Origin of the sequence: Cupriavidus sp. 2SB, assembly GCF_005503625.1 — a bacterium.
GTDB lineage: Bacteria > Pseudomonadota > Gammaproteobacteria > Burkholderiales > Burkholderiaceae > Cupriavidus.
In genome coordinates this window covers 1-22,529 of record NZ_SCMX01000097.1, presented here as the reverse complement: position 1 = coordinate 22,529, position 22,529 = coordinate 1, and the positions used below count along the sequence as shown (strand labels likewise).

Below are 22,529 nucleotides of genomic sequence, written 5' to 3'. Positions count from 1 at the left end.
TGTTGTACGAAGACCGATTTACCCACCCGCACCTCTGAGAGAATGCAGGCTTGCCAATCCATTCGACCGGCAAGCCTCTAGCTGTCCTGCACACAAAAAAACTGACAGGCCCGCAGAGCCTCTTGCCCTCTCCCCCAACCCCTCTCCCGCAGTGCGGGAGAGGGGAGACAACTACCCCGCAATCACCCGTCTCGCAAACCTCTCCAGATAGTCCATCAACTGATCCGCCCCTTTGGCCGCGTCAGCTTCATTTCCGGTAGCAATCGCCTGCGCCATCGCCTGATGGGCCTGCGCGCCTTCGGCGATTTCGCCTTCGTGCTGGTAGGCGTACCAGAAGCGGCGGCATTGCACGATCAGCGGGACCACGGCCTTCACGGCGGAGCGGTTGCGGCAGGCCGCGTGGTTGACGTGATCGAGCGCCTGGTCGGCGGCCATGTATTCGTCGAGGTTGCCGCGCTGGGCGGCCTTGACCATTTTCTGGGCGCTGTTGAGCAGCGCCTTGCGTTGCACGTCTGTGGCGCGGCGTGCCGCGTGGGTGGCGATCAGTCGTTCCAGCACACGGCGGGTGGCGATGACGTCAAGGTGGTCCATGACGTCGATGGTCGAGACCATCAGGCCACGGCGCGGTTGTTGCACCACCAGTCCGATCGACACCATGCGCATCAGCGCCTCGCGCACCGGTGTGCGGCCAAGGTCGGTCAGTTCGGCCAGTTCGGCTTCCACCACGGGGCTGCCGGGGGCGATCTCCAGCTTCGAAATCAGCGTTTCGATGCGGTCGTAGGCAACGTCTGCGGCGCGGCGCTTGCCGTTGTCGACGGCGGGCGCGCCTGAAGTGGTGGTTTTTGGCGTAGGCATCTCGTGCAGGAAAGCCGCGTGGCGCACGCGAGCGGGCGTGCGCACCGCCTTCTGGGGCGGTGCGCCATTATGCCGTACGCGTGGCGCCCGACGCGGAGGCTCAGAGCGTGGCGCCGATCTTGCGCAGTTCGGGGATCGCAGGGGCCTTGGCCACCCACAACGCATCGAACTTCTGGATGGCAGGCTGCGGGTCGTAGTTCGACGCGCTCTTGAAGGTCACCGACGACTGCTTGAGCTTCTCGATCAGGCCCGCCTCTGTGGTCACGATATCGTTGATCTGGTTGTTCAGCGCCTGCGTGACCAGGCCGCGCACCAGATCCTTGTCCTTGGCGTCGAGGCTGGCCCAGATGCGGCCCGAGACCAGCGGTGCAAAGGGCATGAACAGTGCGTTCATCGGCAGCAGCGACTTCGAGATCTTGTCGTAGCGCTGGTTCCAGGACAGCTCGATATCGGCCTCCAGCCCGTCTACCTGCCCATTGGTCATCGCATCGAACACGGCGGGCGTGGGAATTGGCGTGGGCGCGGCGCCCAGCATCGAGTAGAAATCGCGATAGACCGGCGTCGGGTTGATCCGCAGCTTCATGCCCTTGAGATCGTCCGGCGAGTTGATGTCCTTGGTGGCGAACACCACGCGCATGCCGGTAATGCCCCATCCCAGGCCGATGGTGCCCGTTTCACGCGGCAGGGCGTCGAGCAGTTTCAACGCAGCGGGCGTGCGTACCAGCTTGGCCACGCTGCCGGTGGAGCGCACCAGATACGGCGCGTTGATGGCGGCCACGCTGGAGACACGCGAGCCCAGTTCGGCAGCCTGAATCCATCCCATGTCCAGTGCGCCGGATTGCAGTTGCTGCATCATCGCGGATTCGTTGCCGAGCTGGCCCGAGTGGAACACCGTGACGCTGAGGCGGCCATTGGTTTCCTTCTTGAGCGATTCGCCAAACGCCACGGCGGCACGATTCCACGAGTGACCCGCGGGCGTGATCAGACCCAGGCGGAATTCTTTCTGCGTGGCGGCGCGCGTGGTGGAGGTGATCACCAGCGGCGCCGCGGCGGTGGCAACGGCGGCGGTCTGGATAAAGCGACGACGGGTAAAGAGGGCGGTCATGGCAGGCTCCTTGCTTTCGTATCAACGGGTTCGATGGGGAAGCGGACTCAGTTCAGCAGTCCGATGGAAAGGCTGGGGAACAGCGAAAGCAGTACCAGGCCGACGCACGAGATCAGGAAGAACGGCAACGTGATCATGAACATCTTGCCGGGCTTGGCGCCGGTGACTGCCGAGGCGACGAAGAAACTGAGTCCCACGGGCGGCGACATCAGCCCGAGCACAAGGTTGATAACGATCACCACCCCGAAATGTCGCGGATCGATGTGATAGACCTCGGTGGCCACCGGCAGCAGGATGGGCACCGTCATGATCAGGCCCGGGATGCCGTCGATTACCGTGCCGATGATCAGCAGAATGACGTTGGCCAGCAGCAGGAACTGGATGGGGTTGTGCGCCACCGTCTGGATCCACGTTGCCACCATCTGCGGAATCTTTCCGTAGATCAGCAGCCACGAGAATACGGCAGCAGCGGCCACCAGGAACAGCACGATGGCGGAGTAGATCGCCGAGCGCAGCAGGATGGCCGGCATCGTGCGGAGATCGAATTCCTTGGTCACGTAGCGGCCCACGAGTGCTGCGGCCACTGCACCCACGGCAGCGGCTTCGGTGGGATTGGCCACGCCGCCGAGAATCGAGCCGACGATCACGATCGGGATCAGCAGCGTGGGGCTGGCCGTCAGCACCGTCATCGCGCGCTCGCGCAAGGTCTTGCGGGCGCTGCGCGGGTAGTTGTAGAAGAACCCCATGATCGCGATGATCACGAAGAACAGCAGCGTGAGCAGCACGCCGGGCAGGATGCCCGCGATCAGCATGTCGCCGACGGCTACCTGCGCCAGCACGCTGTAGACCACGAACATCACCGAGGGCGGAATGATGGGCCCCAGCATGCCGCCGTAGACGGTGAGGCCGGCGGCAAACGTTTTCTCGTAGCCCTGTTTTTCCATCTCGGGCACCATGACCTGCGCCATGATCGCCACCTGTGCCGTGGCCGAGCCGATGATCGATGACACCAGCATGTTGGCCAGGATGTTCACGTAGGCCAGCCCGCCCTTGACCGAGCCGACGAACGCCATCGACAGATCGACAAGCCGGCGCGTGATGCCGCCACTGTTCATGATCTCCCCGATCAGGATGAACAACGGGATGGCGATCAGGCCGTAGCTGTCCACGCCCGCAAACATCTGCGTGGGGAACGATTGCAACAGCACGGTATCGCCCGTGGCGAAGATGAACGCGAGTCCGGACAGGCACAGGCAGATGCCGATCGGCACGCCGGCCAGCAGCACGGCGCAGAAGAATAGGGTGGTCACCATGTCAGTTCACCGATTCGGAGTTGCCTACCTGGAATTCGGGGAACGTGCGGCGCGGCGCCAGCTCCAGGTCTTCCAGCAGATTGGCCAGTGCATGCAGGCTGATGGTGATGGCGCACAGCGGCATGATCAGTTGCAGCACCCACATCGGCCATTCCAGCGTCTGCGTGTGTTCGGTGTAGAGGAAGTTGAACGTCTCGGCGGCGAATTCCTTCGCGTCGAAGTGGTAGCTGACGATGCCGACTGGGTCCATCCAGAGCCAGCACATCCACACCAGCGCGAGGCCGAACACGAGCACGCCGCCCGTGGACACCACCTTGGCAACCTTGGCCGCTTTCGGGCCGAAGTGATCGGTCAGCAGACCCACCGCAAAGTCCAGCCGCAGTCGCGTCATGACCGATGCGCCCACGAACGTGAGCCACACCACGGCATAGACCGACGCCTCGTCCACCCAGTACAGCGGCAGTCCCGCATAGCGTGTCACCACGTTGAGCAGAATCAGCACCACGAGCAGCGTCATGAGGCCGCCGAGCAGATAGCGCTCGGTGGCAAGCACCGCGTCGGACAGCGCAAGCACCCAGCGTACGGGCCGGGCCACGGGCGCGCTGACGGGGGCATCGACGTCCGCTGTGAGGGAGGGGTCGGGCATTGCGGAAGGCTCCATGTCGAGGGGTCCTGCGTTCCGCCGTCGCCGCGCGCTGGTGCATGATGCGCAGCCGCGGGGCGCTGGCGGATATTTCAAATATATTTGCAGCGGATGCAGCAAGTTGGATGCCAGTGGCTGGCATCCACTACCGGACAGGAGGAAGCCTCAGGCCACCGACTGGTACTGCGTGGGACGCGTTTCCAGCGCCTGGCGCACCACGCGCTCGACAAAGGCCCGTTCTTCTCCGATCAGCGGCAGGCGGGGGCGGCGCATATGCTCGGAGCCGACGCCGACGAGCACGTCGATCAGCTTCAGGTTCTGCACGAGCTTGTTGGAAACGTCGAGGTGGAGCATCGGCGTCATCCACTGGTAGAGCTTGAGCGCCTCCGCAAACTTGCCGGCCTTCATCAGATCGAAGAGCGCCACGGTCTCGCGCGGGAACGCGCAGCCCACACCGGCCAGCAGGCCGTCGCAACCGAGTGCGAGCCCTTCGTAGGCCAGGTCATCCACGCCCATGAAGATCTGGTAGCGGTCACCCACGGTATTGCGCAGGTCCGTCACGCGGCGGATGTCGCCGGTGCTTTCCTTCACGGCGGCGATCCACTTGCAGTCGGCCAGCTCGGCCATGTGCTCGGGCTTCAGGTCCACGCGGTAGGCAACCGGGTTGTTGTAGACCATCACCGGATTCTGCGCGGCCTCGGCCATGGTGCGCACGTTCTGCATGGCTTCGCGGGCATCGGCCACGTAGATCACCGAGGGCATCAGCATGAAGCCGGCCACGCCGAGCTTGTTGGCGCCATCGATATAGCGCAGCGCGTCGCGCGTGCTGGTCTCCGACACGTTGGCCAGCACAGGAATGCGGCCGTCTGCGGCTTCCAGCGCAATGCGCGCCACGTCGAGCTTCTCTTCGAGCGACAACGTGCTGGCTTCACCCAGCGATCCGCACGTGACCAGACCATGGATGCCGTTGCGGATCTGGAAGTCGATATGGCGGATCGTGCCTTCGGCATCGATGCGTTCGTCGGCGTGGAACTTGGTGGTGACGGCCGGGAAGATGCCGGTCCAGCGGGGATTGCTCATGAAAACTCCTCGGTTGGGAACACAGGGGAATGCGTCTTAAATATCCTGTAAATATATTTAGGATATCTTCCGGGAAAGATCTAGCAAGAGCAATGCCAGTGGAATCCCTGATTGAAAGGGGTGTGAGATGGGTGTTGAAGGGGGCGATGCGCGATGGTTGGGCGCGGCGTGCACCGTGGCGATTCACGGCGCACCGGCTTGAGGAGGAGGGGGCGTCTTGGGCGAGTCAGGCCCGTTTGCGGCTGGCGTTTTCCAGCATGGGCAGCACGCAACCCAGCAATACGTCGAAGGCCGGGCCGATCTCTTCCTCGGGCACGCAGGCGTAGCCGAGCAGCAGGCCACGCTGCACGGCTGCGCCGGAGAAGTACCGTGACAGTGGCCGTACGAGAATGCCGCGATCCCGGGCGAGATTGGCCAGCGCCACATCGTCCACGTGGTCGGGCAGGCGCAGCACGAGGTGCAGGCCGGCGTTGCTGGCGTGCTCGTGCAGGGCGTCGGGGCCAAGGTAACGTTCGATCAGGCCGGACAGCACGGCACGCCGTCGAGCATAGAGCGGTCGCATCCGGCGGATGTGCGCGGCGTAGTCGCCGGCCTGGATGAACTCGGCCACCGTGGCCTGCGTAATCAGGTGCCCCGCGCGATAGAGATCGGCGTGGGCGGTCTTCATGGCAGCGGCCAGGGCCTTCGGCAAGACGATGTAACCCATGCGCAGGCCGGGATAGAGCGTCTTGCTGAATGTGCCGATATAGATCACCGGCGCATCGGGCTCCATGCCTTGCAGCGATGGGATCGGCTGACCCGCATAGCGGAACTCGCTGTCGTAGTCGTCCTCGACGATCCAGCTGCCATGGCGGCGCGCCACTTCCAGCAGCGCGCGGCGCCGCCGCAGGCTCATCACCGCGCCAAGCGGATATTGGTGCGAGGGCGTGACGAATATGAAGCGGGGCGGCGGCGTGGGGGACGCATCGGAATCGTCGAAGGCAGGCAGCGTCATGCCTTCTGCATCCACGGGCATGGGTGTCATGCCGATATCGCTCAGTTGCAGCACGCCCCGGATGCCCCAGTAGCCGGGCTCTTCCACCCACGCCTGATCCCCCGGCGAACCCAGCATGCGCGCCACGAGGTCGATGGCCTGGTGGATACCTTCCGTGATCAGTATCTGGTCCGCGTCGCAACGGGTGGAGCGGGCCACGCGCAGATGGGCCGCCACCGCTTCGCGCAATGCGGGCAGGCCGCCGCCGTGGCTGTAACTGAGCCACTCCGGCTGCGGCTGCCGCCAGAGCCGCGCGGCGATCTGCGCATAGCGCCGATGCGGAAAGCGGCGCAGGTCCGGCACGCCCGGCATGAAGGCGCCCCATTGCACGGGCGAGGCCGATGCACTCGACAGCAGACGTTGCCCCCGTGGCGACAGGCCCGGCATCTCGGGCGCGGCCTGCGCAGTCAATTCGGCAGCGGTCGCATTCAGAAAGCGTTCCGGCGCGGTGTCGGCCACGAAGGTGCCGCTGCCGGTGCGGGCGCGCAGATATCCCTCCGCCAGCAGTTGCTCGTACGCGTACATCACTGTATTGCGGGACAAGCCCAGTTCGGCAGCGAGATCGCGTTGCGGCGGCAGGCGGGTGCCGCTGGCCAGCGCGCCGTCGAGGATCGCGCCCCGGATGCACGCATAGAGCCCGCGATTGAGCGGGCGGGCCAGCGCCGCCGTCCCATCGGGGCCGAGCCGCTGAAGCAGCAGGTCACCGCAGATCGATTTCAATTGGCACCATCTGATTTGTGAAAGTGGCGCTAGATTGTAGGGCCAAAACAGATTGCAATGGGGCCGTTCCTTTTTCGATCCCGTCGATCCCGTCGATCCCCTTCGATCCTGCCCCCATCATGAAGAATCAAGAACTGAACCAGTCCCGAGCCCAGCACACGCCGCGTGGCGTGGGCGTGATGTGCGATTTCCATGCCGACCGCGCCGAGAACGCCACGCTGTGGGATGTGGAAGGCCGCCAGTTCACCGACTTTGCGGCCGGTATCGCGGTGCTGAACACCGGTCACCGCCATCCGCGCGTGATGCAGGCGATTGCCGCGCAACTGGAGCGATTCACGCATACCGCCTATCAGGTGGTGCCTTACGCGGGCTACATCACGCTGGCCCAGCGGTTGAACGAAATCGTCCCCATAGGCGGGTCCAACGGCGGACCGAACAAGACCGCGCTGTTCACCACGGGCGCCGAGGCGGTGGAGAACGCCGTCAAGATCGCGCGAGCCCATACCGGTCGCGCTGGCGTGATCGCCTTCTCGGGCGCCTTCCACGGTCGCACGCTGCTGGGCATGGCGCTGACCGGCAAGGTGACGCCGTACAAGGTGGGCTTCGGGCCATTCCCGTCGGACATCTATCACGCACCGTTCCCGAACGCGCTGCATGGCGTCAGCACCGCCCAGGCGTTGCAGGCGCTGGAAAGTCTGTTCAAGACTGACATCGATCCGAATCGCGTCGCGGCCATCATCATCGAGCCGGTGCAGGGCGAGGGCGGCTTCCAACCGGCACCGGCCGATTTCATGCGCGGCCTGCGTGCGGTGTGCGACCGTCACGGCATCGTGCTGATTGCCGATGAAGTGCAGACCGGGTTCGGGCGCACCGGCAAGCTGTTCGCGATGGAGCATTTCGATGTGCAGCCGGACCTGATCACGATGGCCAAGAGCCTCGGCGGTGGCATGCCGCTGTCGGCGGTGAGTGGCCGCGCCGAGATCATGGATGCGCCGCTGCCCGGTGGACTCGGTGGCACCTATGCCGGCAATCCGCTGGCTGTGGCGGCCGCGCATGCAGTGATCGACGTGATTGCCGAGGAACGCTTGTGCGAACGCGCCGCAGCACTGGGGCAACAGTTGCAGGCGCACCTGAACGCGCAGCGCGCAACGTGCCCCGCGCTGGCCGAGGTGCGCGGCCTGGGCTCGATGGTAGCGGCCGAGTTCTGCGATCCGGCAACGGGTGCCCCGAACGCCGAGGCCGCGTTGCGCGTGCAGAAGCGCGCGCTCGAAGCAGGGCTGGTGCTGTTGACGTGCGGCACGTACGGCAACGTGATCCGCTTCCTCTATCCGCTGACGATTCCGCAGGATCAGTTCGATGCAGCGCTGGCCGTGCTGACGCAGGCGCTGGCCGCATAGCGTTGGATGGGATGGCTCAGGGCGCCCCTGCATGGTGCCCTGACCCTTGCCTCGCAACATCTTGTGGCATGCCGCAGCCTCAACGCGGTGCACGCCTTCCGCAAACTTCCCTCACCGGAAGGGTGCGGAAAACACGCATCCCGACACAGGCAATTTTTCAGTGGTACGCATTTTGCGCAAGACAGGTCACCACGCAACGGATCGCCGGCACGTGGCACTTGTTCGATTCAAAGAGGGTACAGACATGCGTTTCAACCGTTCCACATCACGCCGGACGTTCTTGTCCACCACGCTGCTAGCAGTATCGTCGATGGCTTTGTCGACTGTCCCATCGCTGGCCTCGGCACAAGCCGCACGCGACTGGCCGACCCAGCCCATCCGCATCGTCGTGCCATTCCAGGCAGGCTCCGCCACCGATCTCATCACCCGTCAGCTTGGCGTGGGACTGGGCAAGGAATACGGCCAGACCTTCGTGGTCGAGAACCGCCCGGGCGCTGCCGCGATGATCGGTAGTGAAGCCGCGGCGCGCGCGCCCGGCGACGGCTATACGTTGCTGATGTCCGGTCCTGCATCGATGGTGACGAACCGCTTCCTCTACAAGAAGCTCAGCTACGACCCCGATGCATTCGAGAAAGTGGCCGTCGTTGCCATCACGCCGAATCTGCTGATGTCGAATCCGTCGCTGCCGTTCCGCACGCTGCCCGAGATGGTGGCGTATGCCAAGGCCAATCCCGGCAAGCTGACGTATGCCTCGTTTGGCTCGGGCACGACCTCGCACATCGCGGGCGAGATGCTGAAGGCCGTGGCGGGCATCGATATCGTCCACGTGCCATACAAGGGTGCAGGCGAGGCCATTCCCGCGCTGCTGGCGGGACAGGTGTCGATGTACTTCGACACCATCATGACGGGCTTGCCGTTCGTGAAGTCGGGCAAGCTGCGCGCACTCGGCATGTCCACTGCGAAGCGCTCGCCGCAAGCGCCGGAGATCCCCACGATTGCCGAACAGGGCTATGCAGGCTTCGACATTGCGCCGTGGTACGGCATCGTCGCGCCCAAGGGCACACCGGCCGAGGTGGTCACCAAGCTCAACGTGTCGATCAACAAGCTGCTGGCCACACCGGATTTCCGTGAGAAGCTGGCCGTCACCGGCGCCGAGCCGCGCGGCGGCAGCGTGGCCGATTTCACGGCGATGGTCAACGCGGAGATTCCCCGCACCGAGAAGCTCGTGAAGCAGGCTGGCGTCACGCTACAGTAAGCGTTCGTCGATCTACCGTGGCGCTCAGGCAGCGCCACGCTCCCATCCTTACAGACATACCGAACAAGATTCCCATGCTGCCTTTCGACTGGTCCTTCCCCTATCCCTCGCAGAAAATGCCGCTGCTGGCCGCCAACGCGGTAAGCACCAGCCAGCCGCTGGCGGCCCAGGCCGGCCTGCGCATGCTGTATGCCGGTGGCAATGCCATCGACAGTGCCATTGCCACCGCCATTGCGCTGACGGTAGTGGAGCCAGTCATGAACGGTATTGGCGGCGACATGTTTGCGCTGGTCTGGCATGAGGGGCGTCTGCATGGCATCAATTCGAGTGGCCGCGCCCCCGCTGCATGGACGCTCGATCATTTCGCGGGGCGCGACAAGATGCCGTCGGTGGGGTGGGACACCGTGACGGTGCCGGGTCAGGTAGCGGGATGGAAGGCGTTGTCCAAGCGCTTCGGCAAGCTGCCTTTCGCCAAATTGTTCGAGCCGGCTATCGAATACGCGGAGCACGGCTTCCTGGTCTCACCGCAGATCGCGCGCCAATGGGCGGCACAGGTGCCGGTGCTGCGCGAGCAACCGGGCTTTGCCCAGGCATTCCTGCGCGATGGCCGTGCACCGCAGGCTGGCGAGCGCTGGCGCTTTCCGGAACAGGCCGCCACGCTGCGCAAGATTGCCGAAAGCGACGGAGCCAGCTTCTACAAGGGCGAACTGGCTGCGAAGATCGTCGAGTTTGCCGAGACCACCGGCGGCGCCATCCGTGGCGACGACCTTGCCGCCCATGAAGCCACGTGGGTAGAGCCGATCTCGCAGGACTTCCGTGGCTATACGCTGCACGAGATTCCGCCGAACGGGCAGGGCATTGCGGCGCTGATCGGACTGGGCATTCTTGACCGCTTCGATATCGAGTCGATGGGCGTGGACAGCGCGGATTTCTACCACGTTGGTGTTGAAGCCATGAAACTGGCTTTCGCGGACCTGCACCGGCACGTATCGGACCCCGCCACGATGCAGCATCCGCCCGCCGCCTTCCTCGACCCGGCCTATCTGGCCGAGCGCGCGGCAACCATCGACATGCGCCGCGCGGGCAAGCCCTCGGCGGGCATGCCGAAGACCGGCGGCACCGTGTACCTGGCATCGGCGGATGCGCAAGGTTCGATGGTGTCGTTCATCCAGTCGAACTACCGTGGCTTCGGCTCCGGGGTGGTGGTGCCCGGCACTGGCATCTCCCTGCACAACCGTGGCGAGGGCTTCAACCTGAAGCCGGGTCACGCCAACTGCGTGGCGCCGGGCAAGCAGCCGATGCATACGATCATCCCCGGCTTTGTCACGCGTCACGGCGCGCCGGTCATGGCGTTCGGCGTGATGGGCGGTTCGATGCAGGCGCAGGGGCACGTGCAGATGATGGCGCGCCTTGCCGCCTTCGGACAGAACCCCCAGGCGATGAGCGATGCACCGCGCTTCCGTGTGGAACACGGCCCGGTGGTCAACGTGGAAGCCCACCTGCCGGCCGATGTGGTGGCCGTGCTGCGCGAACGTGGTCACCACGTGGAAGTGGCGCCGCGCGACAGCCTGGAATTCGGCTCGGCGCAACTGATCTACAAGGCGCAAGACGGCTACATAGCCGCGTCGGATTCGCGACGCGATGGGCAGGCCGTGGGGTATTGATCCGCGCGCCAGCAGGCGGCCGGGTGTTAACGCCCGGCCCAGAATCGCTGTTGCAACGCAGCGATCTCGGCTTCCATCTCCGGCACCGGCCCGATCAGTTCCACCGGTTTCTGGCAATGGTCGAACACATAACGCGACGGCACGCTCATGGTCGGATTTTCAGTATGGCTGCCGGTGGCCTGCAGCAGCGCGTGCTCGGTCATGCCGAACACCACGCGGCCGATGTTGGCCCAGTACGCGGTGCCCGCGCACATGCAGCAGGGTTCAACGTTGGTGTAGAGCGTACAACTCCACAGGTACTCCGGCGTGAAGTTGGTCGCGGCCACGCGGGCCAATGTGGATTCGGCATGATTGACCGTGTCGATGTTGCATTGCTCCAGCAACACGGTTTCCTGATCGGGGCCAACCAGGATGGCGCCGAACGGATGATGGCCGAGGCCAATCGCGCGTTCTGCTACGGCTTGCGTGCGGCGCAGGTGGCGACGGATCTGGTCGGGCGTGGGGGACAGGCCCTGGGCGGGAAACGTAGTGGTCGTCATCGATGATTCCTGATTGCTGGATGTAAGAGGCAGGGGCTGGAGATAGCAGGCATCGTGCCAGCCCCGGCAACTAGGCGGCAAGCCGCAACGTACGCGTCAACAAGTCCTGAAGTTCGTCCACCGCCTTGGCGCCACGCGATGCACGGCTACGGTACACCGCCACTTCCATCGGACCCAATGGGCCGAGACCCTGCTCGCTGCCGAGAATCTTCAGATGCGGCGGCGCGCTGCACTGCGTGAGCACGGCTACGGCCAACCCGCTTTCGATGGCCGCGATCTGCCCGGCCAGGCTGGAGCTGTGATAGACCACCTTGTAGCGCCGCCCCTGCTGGGCCAGCGAATGGATGGCCACCCGACGCGCCAGGCTCGCATCCTCGTAGACGGCAATGGGCAGCGGATCGCGCCGCCAGGTTTCGAACTCGGGCGAGCCTACCCAGACCATCGGCTCATGAAACAGCAGCGTGCCCCGGCGTGCGTGGTCGCGCGAGATCAATGCGAGGTCAAGGTCGCCGCTGGCCACGCGTGGAATCAGCGACGTGGATTGCTCGCACACCAGTTCGATTTCCACGCCGCTGTGCCGGGGCGCGAAGCGCTTCAGCACTGGCGTGAGGTACTTCTCGGCGTAGTCATCCGGTACGCCTAGCCGTACGCGGCCGGTCAGTTCCTCGCCCGTCAGCGCGCCTTGCGCCTCGGTGTGCAGATCCAGAATCCGCCGTGCATAGCCCAGCAGTGTCTGTCCTTCCGGCGTCAGGCTCAGATTGCGCGCGCTACGCTCCAGCAAGCGCTGCCCGAGTGCTTCCTCCAGCTTCTTGATCTGTATGCTTACGGCAGACTGGGAGCGATGGATTTCCCCAGCGGCACTCGCCAGCGACCCGGCATCGACCACAGCCACAAAGCATTTGAGCCAGTCCATCTGCAGGTCACGGGGTGTTGTCATCGCCGCCTCTCTACATTCGATTATCGAAAGCATGCATCGCGCATTATGCGCTTTTCATGATCGATGCGACGCGCCAGACTGGTGCCATGAAATCAGATCAGACACTTCACGGCGGCTTGCCCGCACACCAGGGCAGGGGATCGATTCTCAGTGGGAGCGGCGCGCTGCCATTCCTGCTCGGCAACGTATTGCTAGGCACCATCGGCATCTTTGTGTTCGCGGCCAACGCGCATCCGCTCACGGCCGCATGGTCGCGCTGCGCCTTTGGATGGGTCGGCCTCTCGGTGTGGCTGCTGTGCAGACGCGAGATGCGCCATGTCTGGCTCACACGCGATACCGCGCCGTGGGTGCTGATTGCCGCCTCGCTGATGGTGGCAAGCTGGGGCCTGTTCTTCGACGCGATAGGGCGCACCTCGGCAGGCATGGCCGTGGTGCTGTTTCATGTGCAGCCGCTGTTCGTGCTGGGGCTTGGCGGATTGTGGCTGGGCGAACCCGTTGGCCGTGCCCGCCTTGGCTTTGTGATGGTCGCGATGGTCGGACTGTTGCTGGCAACGGGACTGCTGGAGCAGGCGGAGAGTGTGCGAGGCACGGGCTACTGGATCGGTGTAGGTGCCTGTCTGCTGGGCGCCCTGTGTACGGCGGGCGCCACGTTGATTGCACGCCGATTGGGAAATCTTCGCGCCGGCGTGCTGGCATGGTGGCAATGCGCGATTGGCACGACAGTGCTGCTGGCCTGGCCGCTGCAGCACGGCTGGCCGCCGTTCGGCGCGTCGTGGGCATGGCTCGCAGGGATCGGACTCGTGCACACGGCGCTGGCCTATACCTTGATCTATGCAGGCATGGCAAGGCTGCGCACCGCGCGCATCGCCGTGTTCCAGTTCGTCTATCCCGCCACGGCAGTGCTGATGGACTGGCTCGTGTTGGGACGTGGTCTCAGTACCCTCCAGATTGCAGGCATCGGCGTGATGACCGCTGCGATTTTGATGGCGGAGCGGAAGCACGGAGAGGTCGAGTATTGAACCGCGTGCCCTCACCCCCAGTCCCTCTCCCACTGCATGGGAGAGGGGAGCGCATAGCGCAGGACGTGGGCTTCCAAACGTGCCCCAGACTTGCTCCCCTCGCCCGCAAGCGGGAGAGGGACTGGGGGTGAGGGCTGGCGGGTCCTGACGTGTGGCATCATTCGCCAGCCCAATTCCGAACCCCACCGCCATGACAACTGCCCTGATCGTGATCGATGTCCAGCAAGGACTATGTGAAGGTGAGTACGCCGGTGTCGGCTGGGAAGGGATGGTCGAGCGGATCAACGGCATTGCTCGCCGTGTACGAGAGGCGGGCTTGCCGGTGATTTTTGTCCAGCACGAATCCGCTTCGGATTTCCTGAAGTTCGGATCACCGAGGTGGCAGCTTGCTCCGGGTCTGGATGTACATGCCTCGGACCTGCAGGTCCGCAAGACCACGCCGGACTCATTCCACAACACCGATCTCGCGGCGGTATTGCAGACGCATGACGTCAAGGAACTGATCATCTGCGGCATGCAGAGTCAGTATTGCGTGGATACCACCACGCGCCGTGCGCTGGCACTGGGTTATCCGGTGACGCTGGTGAGCGATGGGCACACCACCGTAGCCAGCGGGGAACTGAGCGCCGCGCAGATCGTGCGCCACCACAACCAGACACTGGCCGGCATCATCAGCTTTGGCCCACGGGTCACGCTGCAGGCGGCCGCCGACGTACTGCGCGGCGGCGCCTGAACGGCGTTATTCCGCCTTGATTCCCGCCCGCTGCGCCACGGCGCGCATCTTCGGCAGTTCCGATTCGATTTGCGCCTGCGCTTGTGCAGGGGTGCCATAGCGCGGCTCGAAGCCGCTTTCCACCAGCAGCTTGCGCGTGACCGGGTCCGCCAGCGTATCGGCGAGCGCCTTGGTCAGCTTCTGGCGCACGTCGTCGGGCAGGCCGCGCGGGGCGGCGAGGATCGACCATGCATCGATGTCCACGCCCTGGATGCCGGCCTCGGCAGCAGTCGGCACGTCCGGCAACTGGGCCGAACGGCGTGCCGTGGTCACGGCCAGCGCCTGAATTTTCCCCGCCTTGATCTGCGGTGCCACGGCTGTAACCGTGTCGATGGCCAGCGGAATCTGGCCGCCGATCAGGTCGTTCATGGCTGGTGCACTGCCTTTGTATGGAACATGAACCAGTTTCACACCGGCGCTGTTCCACAGCAATTCGCCGGCAAAGTGTGCGGTGCTGCCTTGTCCGAACGAGCCATAGCTGTACTTGCCCGGCTCCGCCTTGGCCTTGGCCACGAGGTCGCGCAAGTTGTGAATACCAGCCTTGGGATTGGCCACCAGCACTAGCGGCAGCCGCGTGGCAAAGCCGATGGGCTCGAAGCTGCGGATCGGATCGTAGGGCAGGTTCGGCTGCAACGCCGGGTTGATCGTGAAGGTCGTGGTGCCCGCAGTCAGCAGCAATGTGTAGCCGTCCGGCGCAGCCTTGGCCACGTAGCTGGCGCCAATCACGGTGCCGGCGCCCGCGCGGTTTTCGACCACCACCGGCTGGCCCAACCGTTCGCCAAGCTGCTTGCCGAGCAGACGCGCCAGTACATCGGTCGCGCCGCCGGGTGGGTAAGGCGCAACGAGGCGAATGGGCCGGCTGGGATAGGTTTCAGCGAGGGCGTTGCCGGAAACGGTCACGCCGAGCGCCACGGAGAGCAGGGTGCTGCGCAGGAGAAAGCGGGAAGACATGAGGACAACCGTACAGAAAGGCCGTGCAGGTTACCCCGCCTTCCGCTCCAGCCAAACAACTGATCTGCAATATGGATATAACGGCGTCCGACTTCCGGCGATTTACCCAAACACCACCAGCGGCACCCCCACATGCACCGGCGATGGCAACACGCTTGCCGGCATGCCGTAGACCTTGGCGAGAATCTCCGGGGTCAATACCTCGGCGGACGGTCCGTACGCGGCGGTGCGGCCATCGGCGAGCAGCAGCAGTTGATCGCACCATCGCGCCGCAAGATTGACGTCGTGCAGCACAACGAGCACCGCCAGGCCATCGGTGCGGCTCAGCGTCTTCACGGCGTCGAGCAGCAGAAGCTGGTGGCGCGGATCGAGGCTCGAGATCGGTTCGTCGAGCAGCAGCGCACGATAGGTATCCGATTCCCGGCAAGCCAGTACCTGCACCAGCGTGCGGGCAAATTGCACGCGTTGTTGCTCGCCGCCAGACAGGCTCTGGTATTCGCGCGTGGCCAGGTGTGGCACATCGGCCAGGGCGAGTGCACGGCGTATGAGCGCGTTCAGTTCCGTGCGGTCGAGTTCCGGGAACGGATATGCGCCCATCGTGACCACTTCGGTGACATCGAGGTCGAAGCCAAGTCCCGGCGATTGCGGCAGTACAGCGCGGCTGCGCGCGAGTTCCTGCACGGGCCATTTGCCGAGCGCACGATCGTTCAGTGTGATGGCGGCATCGTGCGCAGGAATCTCGCCCGCAAGCACGCCCAGCAGCGTGCTCTTGCCCGCGCCGTTCGCACCGAGCACACCGAGCACCTGCCCGGCGCGCAGTTCGAGATCGATACCACTGAGCACTTCGCGGCGACCGCGTGTGCAACGGAGATTTCTGGCGAGCAGCATGTCAGGTCTTTTTCCGCGTCAGCATCCACAGCAGGAACGGCCCGCCCACGATGCTGGTCACGATGCCGATGGGAAGTTCGGCGGGGATGACGACCGTGCGCGACAGCCAGTCCGCGAGTGTCATGGCAATCGCGCCACCAGCAATCGCATTTGGCAGCAGCCAACGATGATCCGCACCAAGTGGCATGCGAATCAGGTGTGGCACGACGAGGCCAACGAACGAAATGGTGCCGGTCACGGCGACAACGGGGCCGACGAGCAGGGCGGTCAGCACAATCAACCGGCGCCGTAGTCGCTTGAGATCGAAACCGAGGTGTTGCGCTTCGCGCTCGCCAAGCAGCAGCGCATTCATCGCGCGCCAGTCACGCAGCAGTAAAGCGCAGAGCACGGTCACCAGCGGCACGAGCCACGCCAGCATCTGCCACGTAGCACCAGCAAGGCTGCCCATGTTCCAGAACGTGAGATTGCGCAGTTGCACGTCGCTGGCCTGATACGTGAAGAAGCCGACGATAGCCGCGCAGATCGCATTGATGGCGATGCCGGCCAGCAACAGATTGGCCACGCCGCCGCGCCGCGAACCGAGCCGGTACGCAAACGCAGTGGCGATGAGACTGCCCAGGAACGCTGCCGGTGCAATGCTGCCCAGCCCTTCGGCGCCGAGCACGATCGCGGCCACGGCACCCGCCGCACCGCCGAGCGAGATGCCGATCAAGCCCGGTTCGGCCAGCGGGTTGCGGAACAGCGCCTGCATGACCGCGCCGGACAACGCCAGCGCGGCGCCCACGGTCACGGCCAATACGATGCGCGGCAACCGTACTTCGATCAGCACGTTGCGCCACATCGCGTCATCCCCGTCCGTGGGCGACGACCACAGCAGCGGCAACAGCTTGGCATGCGGAATGGAGAGCGCGCCGCTGGCGGCCGCCCAGAGGGCGGTGAACACCAGCATGGCGCAGAGGGCGGTGAAGACGCCCAGCCGATGCGCGCGCATCAGCGAGCAGCCGATGGCGGCGAAGTTGGCGCTGAAACCAGGCCCGTTTGCAGCAGGCGCAGCGCTTCCGGCAACCGGGGACCAAAGCCAAGCAGCAGCAGGTCATCCATCACAACGATGCGCTTGTTGCGTGCCGCCGGCGTGGCGTTCAAGCCCGGCTGGGCGAGGAATGCTTCCGCGCTTCCGCTGGCGCCTACCGACATCGTCGTGGTGACGATGACATCCGGCTTCAGTGCCGCCGCTGCCTCGGCAGAGAACGGCTTGAAGCCGGTCTGGTTGCCGAGCACGTTCGTCGCGCCCGCGAGCTTGAGCATCGCATTGCCGGCCGTATCCGCGCCCACCGCCTGCATCTTGCCGGTATGGCTGCTCACCATCAGCACGCGCACCGTGCCGCTGACGGGCTTGATGTCGCGCAGTTCGGCGTGCAGCTTGTCGACCAGTGCGCGCCCGCGCTCCGGCATTTCCAGCGCGTTGGCCGTGCCGATGATCCGCTGATCGAGTGCCTCGATCGTTGGCTCGGATGGCAGCGTCACCACCTTGCTGCCAAGCTTGCGCACTTGCTCCAGTGCTTGCGGCGGGCCGCTCTGATCGGAGGCGAGCACGAGATCGGGCTTGAGGCTCGCAATGCCCTCGACCGAAAACGACCGGTAGTAGCCTACCTTCGGCAACTTCAATGCAGACGCCGGATAGATGCTCGACGAATCGGCACCGACCAGCGTCTTGCCTGCATCGAGCGCGTAGACGATTTCGGTGACCGCGCCACCGAGCCCGACAACGCGGGCAGGCGGCGCGGCCTGGGCAAGACCTGCCGCGCACAGCAGGGACAACAGCGCAGGGCGCAGCAGTTTCATCGCTTGGTTCCTTGTTGCCATCACACTGCCATCAGGCCGCCAGTGCCACCGGACACAGCGACTGGAGCAGTGCGCGCCATTCGCCCAGTTCCGGTTTGCCGGGCTTGCGCTCGCCGAAGAACTGCACGATCAGCTCGCCACTGGCGCCGTACAGCTCCAGCGACGTTACCCAGCCATCGACGGTCGGCTTGTTCACTACCCAGCTCGACACCACGGCTTCGGTATTGAGGTGCAGGTTGAAAGACGGATCGAGCACGTTGAACCACGGACCGGTCCGAACGAGCTTTTTCACCGGCCCCGTGTGGATCTGCACGATGCCGCGATTGGCCACGAAGCACATGATCGGCAAGCCGGTTTCCGCCGCGCGATGCAGCACGGTTTCCACGGCCACGTCATTGACCTGTTGTGCAAGATCCTGCCCCGCTGTGCGCAGCGCGCCGAGACGCGACACCTTGAACTGTCGCAGCATCGAGAAGAAATCGTGCGTGTCTTTCAGGCCGCGCCAGTGGGTCCGGAATGCATCGCCATCGGCGGGCACGTCGGCTTCCTGGGTTGCGACGACCGGTTCGATTGTGACCGGTGCGATGGCATCCACCGCATGGCGGTCGATGTACGCCTGCCATGCGGCAGCGTCGGTGGCATCGGTCTTGTAGACCTTGTGCACCGCATCGCCGGCCTTGTCGAAGAACTGGATGCTCTCGCGGCCGCTCTCCGTCACGGCGTAGAAATGCCGCCAACTGCCAAAGAACATGCGCAGGTCGATGTCCGGGCCGAGCACGATGCCCATGGGTCCTTCGGCTTCAATACCCGTGTACGCACCGTGGCGCTCATGCACGGCATTGTCGTTGCGCGACAGTGCCATCACGGCACCCAGCGTACCGAGGTCACGGAACAACTCCTGTGCCGTGCCGCCGAGTTGCTTCGATGCCAGGCCGCAACCTGCGGCCACCAGTTCGGCCTCCGTCGCACCGAGCCGCTGTGCGCGGTCTCGGATGCGAAGCTTGGGCTCTGCTGCCACCAACGCCTCATGACGTTGGCGCAGCGTTTCAACATCCTGTTGTGTCATGTTTGTGGGGACTGTAGTCATTCAATCAGGGCTGGACGTCGAAATTGATGGTCCAGGTCTGCTGGCTGCTGTTCACGTTCGGGTCTGCGTAGGCGATCTTCGTCAGGTGGAAGCGCGCATACGTGGTGCCTTCGCCGCCACGGATCAGGCCGCCGGCATCGGTATTGGCCGCGATCAGGTGAGCGACAGACGGCAGACCATTGGCGGCGGCGGCTGCAGCGGTCGGGAAGTACGAGAACCAGCCGTAGTTCAGCGGGTTCGGGTACGTGCCGGTGTAGGCCGGGTTCAGCACGGAAGCCGTCGAATCCTTGACCCACGCCGAGGCAGAAGCCGGTACGGCCAGCGTCAGGTCGGACAGGTCAGCCAGCGTGGCGGTCAGGTTGTTCACGTCGGTGAACTTCGCTGCCACAGGCTTGTTCGACGAATCATAGAAACCAGCCGGGGTCTTGCCCAGGAAGCCCGCGACCGTGCCCGTGCCCGACTCGCCACCGTTCAGCTTCACGTTGTAGCGGTTGAAGGCGATATGCCACGTACCCGTCGAGGTGGTGGTGACGCGGTTCACGAGGTCGTAGTACACCCAGTCGGTCGAGGCATTGACCTGTGCCGTGTAGACGGTAGCCGGCGCATTGCGATCCACGAAGCGGAAGCTCGGATAGCCCGACGTCGTGCCGCCTGCACCACCGTAATAACCGGTGACCTGGAGCGCGAACACGGTGGACGGCGTAGCGCCCGTGGCATCGGCCGCAGCGCTGTTCGTGGTGATCACGAACGTACGGAACGTGGGATACAGCGAGTGGTCCGTCGCCGCGCCGGTCACGCCGTATTCGAACGTGGCGGAGCCGATATCGTTGGTGCTGGCAAACACGCCGCTGGCCGAGTCCTTCAGGAACACGGCTGCGGGCAGGGCGCCGTTGACCGGATCGGTCGTGGCGTTTTTCCAGGCCGACAGGTTGCTCCAGGTGTGGTCGAACGGGCTGCCGAACGCGCCGCCGTTGCCGGTGCCGCTGGTGCCGCTGTTCGTCCACAGCTTGGCCGTACGGCCACCCGTATCCGTCTTGACCTTCAGGTCCCACGCCGTGCCCGAGCACGCGGTCTCGGCCTTTGCGTTGAAGTCGTAGCAGAGCGATGCACCAGCCGCCGGCAGGGCGAAACTCCATTCGGCCGATTGCGTGAAGGCCGTGGTGGCTGCCGGCGGCGTGGTCGTGCCGCCGCCCGTGTTGGAGTTGCCACCGGTGCTGGGCGTCGTGGTGGTGCTGTCGTCGCCACCGCCGCCGCAGGCGGCGAGCGTCAGCGCCAGCGCGGCCACGCCAATTGCGCCCAGCGTGCGGCGATGCAAGGAGAGTGTGTCGTTCTTCATCATGAGTGCTTCCCCGTTGAGTTCTTGTTAGCGAGCGACGTCGAAGTTGAACCGTGCGCCCAGGTAGATAAAGCGCCCCGCCACGGGCCCGAAGTCACTGGCATTCGCAAAATCGCGTTGACGATTGAAGAGGTTGTTGACGCCGACGAAGCCCGTGACGTTGCGTCCGATCTTCTGGTTCAGCACCAGGTCCAGCGTGCCCCAGCCCGGCGAGCGAGCGCCCGTCACGGAGTCGGTCAGTTCGCTGCTCTGGAAGCGCGCGCGCGTGGTCAGTTCGGTAGACGGGAAGATGCGCCAGTCAGCGCCCACGCGGCCCATATGACGCGGACGGCGAGTCAGCTCGGTGCCGGTATTGAGGTCTTCCGTGTCCGTGAAGGTGTAGGCGGCCGTCAGGTTCAGCGTGTTGGTGGCGCGCCAGCGCAGCGAAGTTTCCGCGCCTTGCGTCTTGGCGCGCGCCACGTTGCGGTAGGTGTAGACCGCGATGCCGTTGACCATCTGGAAGTTGGTCATGTCGGTCTGGATCAGGTCCGTCACGCGGTTGTAGAACAGATTCGCATCGAGCGTGACGCGGTCGCGCCAGCTCAACTGGCCGCCCAGCTGGAAGCTGTTCGACGATTCGGGCTTCAGGTTCGGGTTGCCGAGCACCACATAGCCCAGCGAGCTATGGTCGAACAGGTAGTGGCGCTCCTTCAGGTTCGGCACGCGATAACCCTGACCGTAGTTGGCGCGCAGCACACCCTTCCAGGTTTCGGTGGCCAGCAGGTTGGCACGCACGCCCACCTTCGGCGCGAAGTGGCTGCCGAAGTCGGAATCGTGCTGGCCGCGCAGGCCGAACACCATTTCCCAGGTCTCGTTGAAGATGACGTCGTTCTGCAGGTACAACTCGCCCGCTGTGCGTTCGGCGTTGCCCGAGCCCGCAAGCTCGGAGGCACCGTTGACGTTCTGGTTCAGCGTCTCGCGATGGAAGTCGCCGCCGAACTGCCACAGTTGCCGATACCAGGCCGGCATGTCGAACTGCGCGGAGACGTGATCGGTCTGCTGCGCGGAGTTGCGCGTGGAAGTCTGGAAGCCGTTCGAGTATTCGCGCGACGTGCTGTCGTAGGTTTCGTGCACACCGGCCAGCCGGGCACGCACGCCATTGTCGAAGCCCCACTGGCCGCCATACGTATAGCGATTGCGGTCGATGTCCTCGGTCTTGCGCTGCGGCACGTACTGCGGCGGCGCGTAATACTGGTAGCGCTGCTCGTCGGTCTCGCGATAGGCACTGGCATCGAACCAGAACTTGCCTGCCTTCGTCGGCAGCCATTCGAGCCGGCCCGAATACTGCTGGCGGCGCACCTTGTCGCCATGGCGCGTCCAGTTGTCCGGCTCCACGGCAAAACCCTTGTTATCGAGCGCATCGGCACTGACGCGCGCCCGGAAGTGCTCCGTGCCACCTTCCAGCCGAACGTTTCCGTGCAGCGCGCCGGGCGAGCCGTCGGCGTTCTGGCCGCCATAGGTGCCTGCATCGGCCGTGGCTGCACCACGGAAACCCTTCTCGATGGGACGCGTGATCACATTGATGACGCCGCCCATGGCGGAGCTGCCGTACTGGGCCGAACTGGCGCCCTTGACCACTTCGATGTGATCGACTTCGGTGAGCAGGTATTGCGAAACGTCTACCGTCGAACCAGTGCTGGCGGTGATGGGCAGCCCATCGATCAGGATCAGCACCTGATCCGCCGTCATGCCCTGCAGCGTGACCTCGTACCCCGATTTGCCGTGGATTTCGCGCAGTTGCAGGCCGGGTACGTTCTCCAGCGCATCCTTGAGCGTGCGGGCGTGGGTACGTTCGATTTCCTGGCGGTCGACCACTTCGGTACGGATCGGCGTCTCGTCGAGCGTCTTTTCCGAACGGGTGCCGGTGACCACCACGGTGGAGAGGGACGTATCGGCAGCGACCGGCTGGGCACGAAGATGCGGCGCAGTGGAAAGCAGAGTGCCGGCGACGACGGCAAGGGTTTTCAGACGCATGAAGGGGGCGGACCTGCTCGGTTAGAAACAGACGCAAATGATAATGATTCTGATATCCACTTTTATTAACTTTCCTTAAC

20 protein-coding genes are annotated in these 22,529 nt (G+C 64.5%); 5 read left to right on the top strand and 15 right to left on the bottom strand.

Annotated features, from left to right (window positions below):
* Nucleotides 1-171: 171 nt before the first annotated feature.
* From FFS21_RS28500 to pdxR, 6 genes are all read right to left on the bottom strand, one after another.
* Nucleotides 172-855 (bottom strand): GntR family transcriptional regulator, encoded by a 684-nt coding sequence (locus FFS21_RS28500; RefSeq protein WP_137928050.1) that lies wholly within the window; start codon nt 853-855, stop codon nt 172-174.
* A 100-nt stretch (nt 856-955) separates the two neighbouring features.
* Nucleotides 956-1,960 carry a TRAP transporter substrate-binding protein gene (locus FFS21_RS28495; RefSeq protein WP_137928048.1) on the bottom strand — a complete coding sequence of 335 codons (1,005 nt, stop codon included), beginning with the start codon at nt 1,958-1,960 and terminating at the stop codon, nt 956-958.
* A 47-nt stretch (nt 1,961-2,007) separates the two neighbouring features.
* Nucleotides 2,008-3,273 carry a TRAP transporter large permease gene (locus tag FFS21_RS28490; RefSeq protein WP_137928047.1) on the bottom strand — a complete coding sequence of 422 codons (1,266 nt, stop codon included), beginning with the start codon at nt 3,271-3,273 and terminating at the stop codon, nt 2,008-2,010.
* Between the two features lies 1 nt (nt 3,274).
* Nucleotides 3,275-3,919 carry a TRAP transporter small permease gene (locus tag FFS21_RS28485; RefSeq protein ID WP_137928046.1) on the bottom strand — a complete coding sequence of 215 codons (645 nt, stop codon included), beginning with the start codon at nt 3,917-3,919 and terminating at the stop codon, nt 3,275-3,277.
* A 162-nt stretch (nt 3,920-4,081) separates the two neighbouring features.
* On the bottom strand, nt 4,082-4,996 hold the full coding sequence (locus FFS21_RS28480; protein WP_137928045.1) for a dihydrodipicolinate synthase family protein: 915 nt from the start codon (nt 4,994-4,996) through the stop codon (nt 4,082-4,084).
* A gap of 226 nt (nt 4,997-5,222) precedes the next feature.
* Entirely contained in the window at nt 5,223-6,749 is a 1,527-nt protein-coding gene (pdxR, locus tag FFS21_RS28475) for a MocR-like pyridoxine biosynthesis transcription factor PdxR (protein WP_137928044.1), read from the bottom strand.
* A gap of 119 nt (nt 6,750-6,868) precedes the next feature.
* Here pdxR and FFS21_RS28470 point away from each other — a divergent pair, with 119 nt between their 5' ends.
* The 3 genes from FFS21_RS28470 (at nt 6,869) to FFS21_RS28460 (ending at nt 11,065) form a co-directional block, all read left to right on the top strand.
* A complete protein-coding gene (locus FFS21_RS28470; RefSeq protein ID WP_137928043.1) occupies nt 6,869-8,146 on the top strand; it encodes a 4-aminobutyrate--2-oxoglutarate transaminase in 1,278 nt (425 codons plus the stop codon).
* A 310-nt stretch (nt 8,147-8,456) separates the two neighbouring features.
* Entirely contained in the window at nt 8,457-9,401 is a 945-nt protein-coding gene (locus FFS21_RS28465; protein WP_237380479.1) for a Bug family tripartite tricarboxylate transporter substrate binding protein, read from the top strand.
* A gap of 74 nt (nt 9,402-9,475) precedes the next feature.
* On the top strand, nt 9,476-11,065 hold the full coding sequence (locus tag FFS21_RS28460) for a gamma-glutamyltransferase family protein (protein WP_137928041.1): 1,590 nt from the start codon (nt 9,476-9,478) through the stop codon (nt 11,063-11,065).
* A 26-nt stretch (nt 11,066-11,091) separates the two neighbouring features.
* On the opposite strand, the gene FFS21_RS28455 is transcribed toward FFS21_RS28460, so the two are convergent.
* Nucleotides 11,092-11,604: a nucleoside deaminase gene (locus FFS21_RS28455; protein ID WP_137928040.1), complete on the bottom strand. Its 513-nt coding sequence runs from the start codon at nt 11,602-11,604 to the stop codon at nt 11,092-11,094.
* A gap of 70 nt (nt 11,605-11,674) precedes the next feature.
* Nucleotides 11,675-12,541: a LysR family transcriptional regulator gene (locus FFS21_RS28450; protein ID WP_137928039.1), complete on the bottom strand. Its 867-nt coding sequence runs from the start codon at nt 12,539-12,541 to the stop codon at nt 11,675-11,677.
* An 86-nt stretch (nt 12,542-12,627) separates the two neighbouring features.
* On the opposite strand from FFS21_RS28450, the gene FFS21_RS28445 reads away from it, so the two are divergent.
* Both FFS21_RS28445 and FFS21_RS28440 read left to right on the top strand, forming a co-directional pair.
* Entirely contained in the window at nt 12,628-13,560 is a 933-nt protein-coding gene (locus tag FFS21_RS28445) for a DMT family transporter (protein WP_137928038.1), read from the top strand.
* 190 nt (nt 13,561-13,750) lie between these two features.
* Nucleotides 13,751-14,293, top strand: a complete 543-nt coding sequence (locus FFS21_RS28440) for a cysteine hydrolase family protein (protein WP_137928037.1) — start codon at nt 13,751-13,753, stop codon at nt 14,291-14,293.
* A gap of 6 nt (nt 14,294-14,299) precedes the next feature.
* Here FFS21_RS28440 and FFS21_RS28435 read toward each other — a convergent pair whose 3' ends face one another.
* The 7 genes from FFS21_RS28435 to FFS21_RS28405 all read right to left on the bottom strand — a co-directional run bounded on the left by FFS21_RS28435 (nt 14,300) and on the right by FFS21_RS28405 (nt 22,449).
* Nucleotides 14,300-15,283 carry a Bug family tripartite tricarboxylate transporter substrate binding protein gene (locus FFS21_RS28435; protein WP_137928036.1) on the bottom strand — a complete coding sequence of 328 codons (984 nt, stop codon included), beginning with the start codon at nt 15,281-15,283 and terminating at the stop codon, nt 14,300-14,302.
* Between the two features lie 102 nt (nt 15,284-15,385).
* Nucleotides 15,386-16,171, bottom strand: a complete 786-nt coding sequence (locus FFS21_RS28430) for a heme ABC transporter ATP-binding protein (protein ID WP_137928035.1) — start codon at nt 16,169-16,171, stop codon at nt 15,386-15,388.
* A 1-nt stretch (nt 16,172) separates the two neighbouring features.
* Nucleotides 16,173-17,162: a FecCD family ABC transporter permease gene (locus FFS21_RS28425; protein WP_137928034.1), complete on the bottom strand. Its 990-nt coding sequence runs from the start codon at nt 17,160-17,162 to the stop codon at nt 16,173-16,175.
* Nucleotides 17,162-18,013, bottom strand: coding sequence for a heme/hemin ABC transporter substrate-binding protein (locus FFS21_RS28420; RefSeq protein WP_137928033.1), 852 nt, complete (start codon nt 18,011-18,013; stop codon nt 17,162-17,164). The genes FFS21_RS28425 and FFS21_RS28420 overlap by 1 nt, the downstream gene beginning before the upstream one ends.
* Nucleotides 18,014-18,044: 31 nt before the next feature.
* Nucleotides 18,045-19,079: a hemin-degrading factor gene (locus FFS21_RS28415; protein ID WP_137928032.1), complete on the bottom strand. Its 1,035-nt coding sequence runs from the start codon at nt 19,077-19,079 to the stop codon at nt 18,045-18,047.
* A gap of 25 nt (nt 19,080-19,104) precedes the next feature.
* Complete coding sequence (locus FFS21_RS28410) at nt 19,105-20,439, bottom strand: HmuY family protein (RefSeq protein ID WP_237380481.1); 1,335 nt, start codon at nt 20,437-20,439, stop codon at nt 19,105-19,107.
* Between the two features lie 24 nt (nt 20,440-20,463).
* A complete protein-coding gene (locus FFS21_RS28405) occupies nt 20,464-22,449 on the bottom strand; it encodes a TonB-dependent receptor plug domain-containing protein (protein ID WP_137928031.1) in 1,986 nt (661 codons plus the stop codon).
* Nucleotides 22,450-22,529 lie beyond the last annotated feature (80 nt).

Excerpts from the sequence above, each read along its gene's own strand:
- FFS21_RS28500 (WP_137928050.1), bottom strand. The coding sequence starts at position 855 with ATGCCTACGCCAAAAACCACCACTTCAGGCGCGCCCGCCGTCGACAAC.
- FFS21_RS28495 (WP_137928048.1), bottom strand. The coding sequence starts at position 1,960 with ATGACCGCCCTCTTTACCCGTCGTCGCTTTATCCAGACCGCCGCCGTT.
- FFS21_RS28490 (WP_137928047.1), bottom strand. The coding sequence starts at position 3,273 with ATGGTGACCACCCTATTCTTCTGCGCCGTGCTGCTGGCCGGCGTGCCG.
- FFS21_RS28485 (WP_137928046.1), bottom strand. The coding sequence starts at position 3,919 with ATGCCCGACCCCTCCCTCACAGCGGACGTCGATGCCCCCGTCAGCGCG.
- FFS21_RS28480 (WP_137928045.1), bottom strand. The coding sequence starts at position 4,996 with ATGAGCAATCCCCGCTGGACCGGCATCTTCCCGGCCGTCACCACCAAG.
- FFS21_RS28470 (WP_137928043.1), top strand. The coding sequence starts at position 6,869 with ATGAAGAATCAAGAACTGAACCAGTCCCGAGCCCAGCACACGCCGCGT.
- FFS21_RS28465 (WP_237380479.1), top strand. The coding sequence starts at position 8,457 with ATGGCTTTGTCGACTGTCCCATCGCTGGCCTCGGCACAAGCCGCACGC.
- FFS21_RS28460 (WP_137928041.1), top strand. The coding sequence starts at position 9,476 with ATGCTGCCTTTCGACTGGTCCTTCCCCTATCCCTCGCAGAAAATGCCG.
- FFS21_RS28455 (WP_137928040.1), bottom strand. The coding sequence starts at position 11,604 with ATGACGACCACTACGTTTCCCGCCCAGGGCCTGTCCCCCACGCCCGAC.
- FFS21_RS28450 (WP_137928039.1), bottom strand. The coding sequence starts at position 12,541 with ATGACAACACCCCGTGACCTGCAGATGGACTGGCTCAAATGCTTTGTG.
- FFS21_RS28445 (WP_137928038.1), top strand. The coding sequence starts at position 12,628 with ATGAAATCAGATCAGACACTTCACGGCGGCTTGCCCGCACACCAGGGC.
- FFS21_RS28440 (WP_137928037.1), top strand. The coding sequence starts at position 13,751 with ATGACAACTGCCCTGATCGTGATCGATGTCCAGCAAGGACTATGTGAA.
- FFS21_RS28435 (WP_137928036.1), bottom strand. The coding sequence starts at position 15,283 with ATGTCTTCCCGCTTTCTCCTGCGCAGCACCCTGCTCTCCGTGGCGCTC.
- FFS21_RS28430 (WP_137928035.1), bottom strand. The coding sequence starts at position 16,171 with ATGCTGCTCGCCAGAAATCTCCGTTGCACACGCGGTCGCCGCGAAGTG.
- FFS21_RS28425 (WP_137928034.1), bottom strand. The coding sequence starts at position 17,162 with ATGCGCGCGCATCGGCTGGGCGTCTTCACCGCCCTCTGCGCCATGCTG.
- FFS21_RS28420 (WP_137928033.1), bottom strand. The coding sequence starts at position 18,013 with ATGAAACTGCTGCGCCCTGCGCTGTTGTCCCTGCTGTGCGCGGCAGGT.
- FFS21_RS28415 (WP_137928032.1), bottom strand. The coding sequence starts at position 19,079 with ATGACACAACAGGATGTTGAAACGCTGCGCCAACGTCATGAGGCGTTG.
- FFS21_RS28410 (WP_237380481.1), bottom strand. The coding sequence starts at position 20,439 with ATGATGAAGAACGACACACTCTCCTTGCATCGCCGCACGCTGGGCGCA.
- FFS21_RS28405 (WP_137928031.1), bottom strand. The coding sequence starts at position 22,449 with ATGCGTCTGAAAACCCTTGCCGTCGTCGCCGGCACTCTGCTTTCCACT.